Source organism: Jatrophihabitans sp. (assembly GCF_036388195.1).
Classification (GTDB): domain Bacteria; phylum Actinomycetota; class Actinomycetes; order Mycobacteriales; family Jatrophihabitantaceae; genus Jatrophihabitans_A.
The window spans coordinates 1-9,509 of the sequence record NZ_DASVSG010000166.1 but is presented as its reverse complement, the minus strand read 5'-3'; the positions used below and the strand labels follow the sequence as shown (position 1 = coordinate 9,509).

The following is a 9,509-nucleotide window of genomic DNA, read 5'->3' as shown; positions in this document are numbered from 1 at the left end:
TGGGATGTGTGCGGCTCCTGCAGATCCGGAGGTGACGGGCTGGGATCGGCGGCCGGAGCCCGACCCAGGCGCTGTGCCCGTGACAGCTGTGCCCGTGACGGCAGGGCCCGCTTGGCCACGCTCACCAGCCCTTCTCGACAGCTACCGGTTACAGTCTGGCTCGGCCCGCAACCGCACGGCGTCCGCCGGGTTCGAGCCTAACGACCCCGACCGGCCGGGGAGAGGAGCGGCGTGCGCCTGCCAACCCGATCGGCGCTGCTGGCCGACTGCTGGGTGCTGGTGCTGGCCATCGTGCTGCTGTGGCCGCAGCGGCTGGCCGGCTACGGCCTGGGACACGACATGGTGTTCACCCCGCGCCAGCCGCTCACCCCGCAATCCCTCGGGCTGGGGACGGGCGCGCCCCGGGCGGTGCCGCTGGATGCCCTGGTCGCCGTGGCCAGCCGGGTGCTCGACGGCGCGGTGCTGGGCCGGATCGCGCTGCTGGCGCCGTTGCTGCTGGCCGGCTGGGGGTGCACCCGGCTGCTGCGGCCGAACTCGCTGCCCGCGGCGGTCGCGGTGGCCGGCTTCGCGGTCTGGAACCCGTTCGTCGTCGAGCGGCTGGCGCTGGGGCAGTGGGCGTTGCTGTGGGCGTACGGGGCGCTGCCCTGGCTGGTGCGGGCGGCCGCCCGGTTCAGCGACCAGCCCGCCGACCGGCCGGGTAGGAGCGGCTGGCTCCGGCCGACGGCGGCCCTGCTGTGCTGGCTGGCGTGCTGCGCGATCACCCCGACCGGCGCGCTGATCGGAGCCGGCGTCGCGGTCGCGGTGGCCGCCTCCCGCCAGCTCAGCCGGCTGGCGCCGGTGCTGGCGGCCGCGGTGCTGGTGCAACTTCCCTGGCTGGTGCCCGCGCTCACCTCGGCGGCCGGCGCCACCAGCGATCCGCGCGGGGTGGCGGCGTTCGCGGCCCGCTCCGAGCGCCCGGGTGGCGCCTGGATGAGCCTGCTGGGGCTGGGCGGCATCTGGAACGCAGACGTCACCCCGGCCAGCCGGGCCGGCCTGCTCGGCTACCTGGGCACGGCCGCCGTGCTGGCCGCCCTGCTGGCCAGCCTGCCGGGCCTGTACGCACGGCTGGGACGCCGGCTGACCCGGCGGCTGGTGCTGGTGGCCGTCACCGGGCTGGTGCTGGCGATGGCCGGGACCGTGCCCGGGCTGGCCGCGGGCCTGCGGTGGGCGGTGCGGGAGCTGCCGGGCGCCGGGCTGCTGCGGGACGGGCAGAAGTGGCTGATGCCGTTCGTCCTGCTGGCGGTGTTGAGCGCCGGCGCCGCGGTGCAGCGGCTCACCGGCCGGCTGGCGGACCGGCTGCCGGGCTGGCCGGTGGTGCTGGCGGCGCTGGCGCTGCCGCTGGTGCTGCTGCCCGACGCCCCGGCCACCCTCAAGGCGCCGCTGACCCCGGTCCGCTACCCGTCCGAATGGCGGCAGGCCGCCCAGCAGGTGCGTGGGTCGTCCTCGGCGGTGCTGGTGCTGCCGTTCGGCTCCTACCGCAGCTTCGGCTGGGCGCCGGGACGTACCGTGCTGGACCCGGCGCCGCGCTGGCTGCCGGCCGAGACGGTGGTCGATGACCGGTTGGCGGTGTCGGGCGCCGTGCTCAGCGGCGAGGACCCGGCCGCCCGGCGGGTGGCCGCGCTGCTGGGCTCCCAGCCGGCCCCGGCGGCGCTGGGACCGGCGCTGGCAGCCCAGGGGATCGGCTGGGTGCTGCGGGAGGCCGACACGCCCGGGCCGGCGGGACCTGACCTGTCCGGTCTGCAGCCGGTGCTGACCGGCGGCGCGGTGGAGCTGTACCGGGTTCCGGGGCTGGTCCAGGCCGCCGCGAACCCGGCCGGCCGGCGCTGGCTGGTGATGACAACCGACCTGCTGGTCGCCGGGCTGATCCTGGCAGCAGCCGCCGTGGCGACTGCCGGGATGGTCCGGTCCGTCCGGCCGAGGTTGCTACACTCGCCGGTAACATCGAGCTCGGAGGGTTCCTAGTGGGCAAGCTCATCTCGACCGCGGTCGCCGGCGTCATCGGCGCGGCGCTGGCCGCAACCGCCGTGTGGGGTGTGGTGTCCGCGTCGACCGCTGCTCCGGACAAGAACCCGGCGGAGACCGTCGAGGTCATCCCCTACGGCAACCGCTGATCCCGCCGCTCCATCAGCAGGTGCTCGAAAGCCTCCGCTGAACGCTGCCATCCGAAGCTCTGGGCCCGGTTGCGGGCCTTCTTCCCCATCGCCAGCCGCGCCTCGGTGTCGGTCAGCAGCACCCGGCACTGATTGACCAGCTCGTCCAGGTCGGCCACCAGGACGCCGGTCTCGCCGTCGACGATCGACTCGGTCACCCCGCCGGCGAAGGAGTAGGCAAGCGCCGGCACCGACCGGGCGGCGGCCTCCATGATGGCGATGCCCCAGCCCTCCTTGATCGAGGGCGCCAGCATCAGCCAGCTGGCATCGAGCAGGGCGTCGCGCTCGGCGTCGCTGACATGGCCGTGGAAGGTGACCAGGTCGCTGACCCCGAGCGCCTCGGCCGCGGCGACCAACTCTGTTGACCACCAGCCCGAGCCGATCACGTCCAGCCGCAGCTCGGGCATGCTCGCTCGTAGCCGAGCCATCAGCCGCAGCGCATCCTCGAACTGCTTGTGCGGCACCAGCCGGCCGAGCACGCAGATCCGGGGGGTCGGCGAGCGCGGCAGCAGCCGGGACGGGTGCGGCACGTCGATTCCGTTGCAGACCACCGAGATCCGGTCCGGGGCGATGCCCAGTCCGGCCAGGTCGCGCTTGCTGGACTGCGACACGGTGATGTAGGGGTTGCGCCGGTACAGCCGGGGCGCCAGCCAGGACTCCACCCACCAGCCGATGCGGCCCCGGACGCCGGGATAGATGATCTGCCACTGCTCGCGGTGCACGTGGTGCACCAGCACGTGCAGCCGCCGGCGCCGGACCAGCGGAGCGGCGAACGGGATGCCGTTGTGGACGTCGACGACGACGTCGGCGCGCCGGCCGGCGGGGCTCAGCAGGTAGGCCAGCCCGTGGGGGTAGACGCTGAGCCGGCCACCGCGGCGGCGGAACCGGACACCGTCGCGCACCTCGTCGGCGGGGGCGTTGGCGTGCGCGGCGCAGCAGATGGTGACCTGGTGGCCGCGGTCGGCCAGCCAGCGGGCCATGTGCTCGACGTACACCTCGGAGCCACCGCCGTCGGGGTGGGCGGTGTCGCGCCACACCAGAAAGGTGATGCGTCCGGGCGTCGTCGACTGATCCATTGCTCCCTGACCGCGTTGAACAGTTACTGGAGGGTAGCCCAACTCCCGGCCGGTCACGGCGCCCTCGCCCTCCGCGCGGCGTACCCCAGCGGCTCCCCGACAGGTGCGGAGTAATTCCAGCACATATAAAGGTTTTATAACGGCGAATTCGCCTATGTGTGAGTGAGGTCAGCGGAATAGGTCAATTTTTAATTGATGGGTGCAAATTCTTGCGCCCCGTATTAAGATTGCGATATCTGATTGTTATACAAAGGAGATCTGATGCGTCCGCCTTTATTCCGTGTCGCAACGGTGGCAGTGTGCGCTGTTGCTTTGAGCATTCCAGCCGTGGCCATGTCGTCGGCGTCGGCCGCGCCCGCTCCCCGGGCCGCCTCCGCGGGGCCGTCCGCGGTCGCCAATGAGGTGCTGGTCGGCTATGTCAGTGGCGCTGCCACGACCGACCGGGCCCGGGCCCGTGACCGGGCAGCGGCCCGGCTGGCCGAGCGCGTGGTCCCCGGCGCCGGTTCCCGCGGCGAGGTCGAATTGCTGCGGTTGCCGTCCGGCTCCGACCGGTCCCGCGCCATTCAGGCGTTGAAGGCCGACCCGTCGGTGGCCTACGCCGAGCCGAACTGGATCTACACCCACGCCGCCACCAGCACCGATCCCTATTACACCGATGGCAGCCTGTGGGGCATGTACGGCCCCGGCACGACTCCGGCCAATGCCTACGGCAGCAATGCCGCGGCTGCCTGGGCCGCGGGCAACACCGGCTCCTCGAGCGTGTACGTCGGCATCATCGACGAGGGCATCCAGTACAACCACCCTGATCTCGCCGGTCAGGTCGGCAACCCGCTGGAGACCGCCAACGGCGCCGATGACGACGGCAACGGCTACGTCGATGACGTCTACGGCTGGGATTTCGACGGCAACAACAACTCCGTCTATGACGGCACGACGCTCGGTGTCACCGACGACCACGGCACCCATGTCTCGGGCACCATCGGCGCCAAGGCCAACAATGGCGCCGGCGTGGCCGGGGTCAACTGGAACGTCCGGTTGATCAGCGGCAAGTTCCTGGGCGCGGGCGGTGGCACCACCGCCAACGCGATCAAGGCGATCGACTACTTCAACGGCCTGAAGGCGCGTGGGGTCAACATCGTCGCGACCAACAACTCCTGGGGCGGCGGCGGGTACTCCCAGGCGCTCGGCGACGCGATCGGGCGGGCCAACAGCGCCAACATCCTGTTCATCGCCGCGGCCGGCAACGGCGGCACCGACCAGGTCGGGGACAACAACGACACCACCCCCAGCTACCCGTCCTCCTACTCGCACGCCAATGTGGTCTCGGTAGCAGCCATCACCAAGACCGGCGCCCGGGCCAGCTACTCCAACTACGGCCCGACCAGCGTTGACATCGGCGCGCCGGGCTCGGCGGTCTGGTCCACCACCGCCTACAACAGCTACTCATCCCTGAGCGGCACCTCGATGGCCACGCCGCACGTCACCGGAGCAGCCGCGCTCTATGCCTCGACCCACCCGGGGGCGACGGTCGCGGCGATCAAGAACGCCCTGCTCAGCAGCGCCGTTCCGACCGCCTCGATGGCCGGCGTCACCACGACCGGCGGCCGGCTGGACGCCTACGCGGCACTGTCCAAGTAGCTCCAGTCCCACCGCATAGCTGAGGGCACCGAGCCCGCGCCGCATCTTCCTTGCGGCGCGGGCTCGGCGCTGTCACCTCGGGTTCGTCCGCTGTCGCCTCGGGTTCGTCCGCCCTCAGGGTGGACGGGTACGGTTCGCCGGTGCGTTCCAGCAGCCCTCGCCGAGCAGCGACCCTGCGCCGCTCGATCCGGCTGTTCCGGCTGTTCCTGGTCGAGCAGACCCGGCCGGCTGACTTCTACTCCGCCCTCGCGGCCGACGCGGTGCGGCAGCTGGCCGACTGGGTCTCGCTGCCCGGAGCCCGGGTGCTCGATGTCGGCGGCGGACCGGGGTACTTCGGGCGCGCCTTCCAGCAGGCCGGGGCCAGCTATATCGGGGTCGAGCTCGACATCGCCACCGATCTGCCCGCGGAGATCGTCGCGCTGTGCGGCTCCGGCGAGGCGCTGCCGATCCGCTCGCAGTCGGTGGACGTGGCCTACTGCTCGAACGTGGCCGAGCACCTCCGGCGGCCGTGGGTGATGGCCGATGAGCTGCTGCGGGTCACCAAGCCGGGTGGCACGGTGTTCCTGTCCTTCACACCGTGGCTCTCGCCCTGGGGCGGGCATGAGACGGCGCCCTGGCACTATCTCGGCGGCGGCTACGCCCGGCGGCGCTACGTCCGCAGGACCGGCCACCAGCCGAAGAACGCGTTCGGGGAGTCGCTGTTCGACCATCGGGTCAGCCAGGCGCTGGCCTGGGCGCGCAGCCGTCCGGACGCCGAGCTGGTGGCCGCCTTCCCTCGGTATCATCCCTGGTGGGCGTGCTGGCTGATCCGGGTTCCGGCCCTTCGAGAAGTGGTGCTCTGGAATCTCGCGATGGTGCTGCGCAAGCGATGACGACAACCGCGCCCCAGGCCCGGACCGACGATGTGGCGCCAGCCCAGACCGACCGGCCGCTGCCGCTGGCGGTGCAGCGACTGCGCCTGATCACCGTGTGCTTCGGGCTGATCCTGCTGGTGTTCTGCCAGAGCGCCGGCCGGACCGCTCCGGACACCAAGCTGGACCTGGTGGTCGATCCGCTGCGGTTCCTGCGGCGGTCCCTGACGCTCTGGGATCCACTGGGCGCCGCCGGCCAGCTGCAGAACCAGGCGTACGGATACCTGTTTCCGATGGGCCCGTTCTTCGTGCTCGGCAAGCTCGCGGGACTGCCGGCCTGGGTGGTGCAGCGGGGCTGGGAGTCGGCGCTGGTGGTCGTGGCCTTCCTGGGGATGGTCCGGCTGGCCAGGCTGCTCGGCGCTGCCGGGTTCTGGCCGAAGGTCGCCGCGGGCCTGAGCTACGCGCTGGCGCCGAGGATGCTCAGCGAGCTGGGCTCGATCTCCTCGGAGCTGATGCCGATGGCGGTCCTGCCGTGGGTGCTGATCCCGCTGGTGACCGGCGCCGAGCGCGGCTCGACCCGGCGTGCCGGCGCGCTCGCCGGGGTGGCGCTGCTGTTCGCCGGCGGGGTCAACGCGGCGGCCACCCTGGCGGTGCTGCCGGCGCCCGCGCTGTGGCTGCTCACCCGGCAGCGCGGCCGCCGGCGTCGGGAGCTGATGCTCTGGTTCGGCGTGGCGGTGGTCCTGGCCAGCGCCTGGTGGGTGCTGCCGCTGCTGCTGCTCGGCCGCTACAGCCCACCGTTCCTGGACTGGATCGAGCCGAGCAGCGTCACCACCGGCATCACCAGCCTGATCGCCTCGCTGCGCGGGGCTGATCACTGGCAGGCCTACCTCGGTCCCGGGATCTGGCCGGGCGGCTGGATCCTGGTCGCCGTGCCCGCGGTGGTGCTGGCCACCGCGGCGGTGGCGGCCGCGGGGCTGACGGGGTTGGGCCGGCGCGCCCAGCCCCACCGGCTGTTCGCGATCAGCTGCCTGCTGCTGGGCCTGGCGCTGGTCACCATGGGCTATGTCGCGCCGGTCGGGCCGCCGGCCGGTGGGTGGGTGCGCAGCTGGCTGGACGGGCCGCTCAACGCCTTCCGCAACGTCCACAAGTTCGATCCGCTGATCCGGCTGCCGCTGGCGCTGGGCCTCGGATGGCTGCTCAGCCGGCTGCAGACGCCCGAACGCTGGCAGCCGCGCTGGGGCGGCCTGACCCTGGACCTGCGTCCCCGGCTGCTGGCCCCGGTGCTGGCCGTCTCCATCGGCGCGCTGGCCGCGGCGCCCGCCGTCGTCAACGAGGTGATCCCGCAGCCGCGGTCGATGACCGAGGCCGGCTGGTGGCGCCAGGCCGGCTCCTGGCTGGGCAGCCATTCCGGCGCCGGCCGGTCGCTGGTGGTTCCCGGGGCGTCCCGGCCGACCTACGTCTGGGGCGCCACCGTCGACGATGCGCTGCAGCCGGTCGCCAGGGCGCCGTGGACGGTCCGCGACGGGATCCCGCTGACCCCGGCCGGCTATATCCGGCTGCTGGACGACCTGTCGCTGCGGATGGCCGCCGGCCGCGGCGACGACGCGCTGGCGCCGCTGCTGGCCCGGGCCGGCATCCGGTACCTGGTGGTGCGCAACGACCTGAACACCGCGGCGTCCGCGGCCACCAACCTGGCCTTCGTGCACGCGACGCTGCGGGCCACCCCGGGCCTGTCCAGGGTGACCTCGTTCGGCAACGCCCCGGACTTCCCGCCGGACCGGAACCGGCTGGTCGACGTCGGCGCCACCGCCGTGCGGCCGGCGATCGAGATCTTCGAGGTGGCGGGGTGGTCCGGCGCGGTGGGGCTGCTGCCCAGCGCGGGGGCGGTGCACGCCACCGGCTCGGCGGACTCGCTGGGCTCGCTGATCGATGCGGGGATAGCCGCGGACACGCCGGTGCTGTTCGGCTCGGACACCCAAGGCTCGGACGCCCAGCGCTCGGACACCCAAGGCTCGGACTCCCAGGGCTCAGACTCCCAAGGCTCGGACGGCCAGGGCTCGGACGCCGAGGGCCCGGCTGCCACCGTGGTCACCGACGGCATCAGGCGCAAGGAGGCGACGTTCGGCCAGTCCGGCTCGACCTCGGCCACCCTGACCGCGAACCAGCCGTACCGGCAGTCCCGGGCGGCCCAGGACTACCTGCCCCCGTCGCCGGGCCCGCTCTCGACCATCGCCTACGGCGGCGGCATCACCGACATCCAGGCGTCCTCGTCCGGCGCCGAGGCCGGCGCGCTGGTCAATCGCGGCGCAGGCTACGGGCCGTGGTCGGCGCTGGACGGCGACCCCGCGACGTCCTGGCGCAGTGGAGCGCTGGCCGGCGTCAAGGGCCAGTGGCTGTCGGTGACGCTGGCCGCGCCGACGTCCGAGCCTGCGGTCGAGGTGGCCTTCGCGGCCACCCTCGGTGGCTATCCGAACCGGGTCCGGATCTCCACCGACGCGGGCGTCCTGGACTCCGACGTCTCGCCCGGGCCGTTTCCGCAGCAGCTGGCGCTGCCGCCCGGGCCGACCCGGCAGCTGCGGCTCACCGTGCTGGACGCCTCGCCCGGCGCCAGCTCGGTCGGCATCTCCATGTTCACGATCGCCGGCCTCACCCCCACCCGGACGCTGGTGGTGCCGACCCCCGAGGCGGTTCCGGACGCGCTGAGCTTCGTTGTCGAGCCGGGTGGCCGGTCCAACTGCCTGACGGTGGCCGGACGGGCCGCGTGCGATGCGACCTTCGCCAGCAGCGGGGAGAGCGACGGCGTGCTCGACCGGACCTTCACCATGCCGGACGGCCAGCGCTATGACATCGCGGCCACCGTGCAGGCGCGGCCGGGGGCGGCCCTGGACGCGCTGCTGGACGACGGCGCCGGCATCGCCGCGACGGCGTCCTCGGTCGACGACCCGGATCCCCGGGAACGTGCCGGGGCCGCGGTGGACGGCGACCCGGCCACCAGCTGGGTGTCGGCGGCCGGCGATCAGGCGCCGACGCTGACGCTGGACCTGCGGAGCCGGCGGCTGGTGTCCACGCTGCGGCTGGACACCGACCCGGCCACTGCGCTGGCCCGCCCGCAACGGGTCGCCGTCACCGCTGGCGGCCGGAGTTCGACCTTCGAGCTGCCCGCCGACGGCGTGCTGAGGCTGCCGAAGCCGGTGCTCACCCGCACCGTGGCGATCACGGTGCTGCAGGCCGAGCTCCGCTCCACCACCAGCACCCGCTTCCGGGCGCCCCGGCTGCTGCCCGCCGGGATCACCGAGGTGGCCGTGAACGGGGCGGACAACCCGCGGCTGGCCGAGCAGGTCGAGCTCGGCTGCTCGTCCGGGCTGGCGGTGATCGTCGACGGCATCCCGCTGCCGCTGCGGGCCGAGGCGACCCGTGAGCAGCTGCTGGCCGGCCAGCGGGTGGCCGCGCGCACCTGCGACCCGGCGCCGACCACCCTGCCGGCCGGCCGCCATCATCTCCGGCTGGCCGCGAGCGCGTCGGCCAGCCCGCTCAGCCTGACCCTGCGGCGGCCCGGGCTGGCGCTGGCCGGCGGCTCTGCCGATGGAACCGTCACGCCGCTGAGCTGGCAGGCCGCCCACCGCACCGTCCGGGTGGACACCCCGGCCGCCGCGATGCTGGTCGTCCGGGAGAACTTCAACCCCGGCTGGCAGGCCAGCCTGAACGGCCGCCGGCTGCCCGCCGTCCGGCTGGACGGCTGGCAGCAGGCGTGGGGG

At 73.4% G+C, this 9,509-nt stretch carries 6 protein-coding genes; 5 read left to right on the top strand and 1 reads right to left on the bottom strand.

Going from position 1 to position 9,509, the window contains the following annotated elements; all coding sequences use genetic code 11:
• The first annotated feature begins 231 nt into the window (after positions 1-231).
• A complete protein-coding gene (locus VF612_RS17015) occupies positions 232-2,001 on the top strand; it encodes a hypothetical protein (protein WP_408661041.1) in 1,770 nt (589 codons plus the stop codon).
• Positions 2,001-2,150: a hypothetical protein gene (locus tag VF612_RS17010; protein ID WP_408661040.1), complete on the top strand. Its 150-nt coding sequence runs from the start codon at positions 2,001-2,003 to the stop codon at positions 2,148-2,150. The genes VF612_RS17015 and VF612_RS17010 overlap by 1 nt, the downstream gene beginning before the upstream one ends.
• Here VF612_RS17010 and VF612_RS17005 read toward each other — a convergent pair.
• Complete coding sequence (locus VF612_RS17005) at positions 2,135-3,265, bottom strand: glycosyltransferase family 4 protein (RefSeq protein WP_408661039.1); 1,131 nt, start codon at positions 3,263-3,265, stop codon at positions 2,135-2,137. The genes VF612_RS17010 and VF612_RS17005 overlap by 16 nt on opposite strands.
• Positions 3,266-3,598: 333 nt before the next feature.
• Here VF612_RS17005 and VF612_RS17000 point away from each other — a divergent pair, with 333 nt between their 5' ends.
• The 3 genes from VF612_RS17000 to VF612_RS16990 all read left to right on the top strand — a co-directional run.
• On the top strand, positions 3,599-4,903 hold the full coding sequence (locus VF612_RS17000) for a S8 family peptidase (protein WP_408661043.1): 1,305 nt from the start codon (positions 3,599-3,601) through the stop codon (positions 4,901-4,903).
• Between the two features lie 185 nt (positions 4,904-5,088).
• Positions 5,089-5,775, top strand: a complete 687-nt coding sequence (locus VF612_RS16995) for a class I SAM-dependent methyltransferase (protein ID WP_408661042.1) — start codon at positions 5,089-5,091, stop codon at positions 5,773-5,775.
• The coding region (locus tag VF612_RS16990) for an alpha-(1->3)-arabinofuranosyltransferase domain-containing protein (protein WP_408661038.1) at positions 5,772-9,509 on the top strand (3,738 nt) is incomplete at its 3' end. The genes VF612_RS16995 and VF612_RS16990, both read left to right, overlap by 4 nt.

What these genes read in the sequence shown, in the direction of transcription:
- VF612_RS17000 (WP_408661043.1), top strand. Translation starts at nt 3,599, where the DNA reads ATGTCGTCGGCGTCGGCCGCGCCCGCTCCCCGGGCCGCCTCCGCGGGG.
- VF612_RS17005 (WP_408661039.1), bottom strand. Translation starts at nt 3,265, where the DNA reads ATGGATCAGTCGACGACGCCCGGACGCATCACCTTTCTGGTGTGGCGC.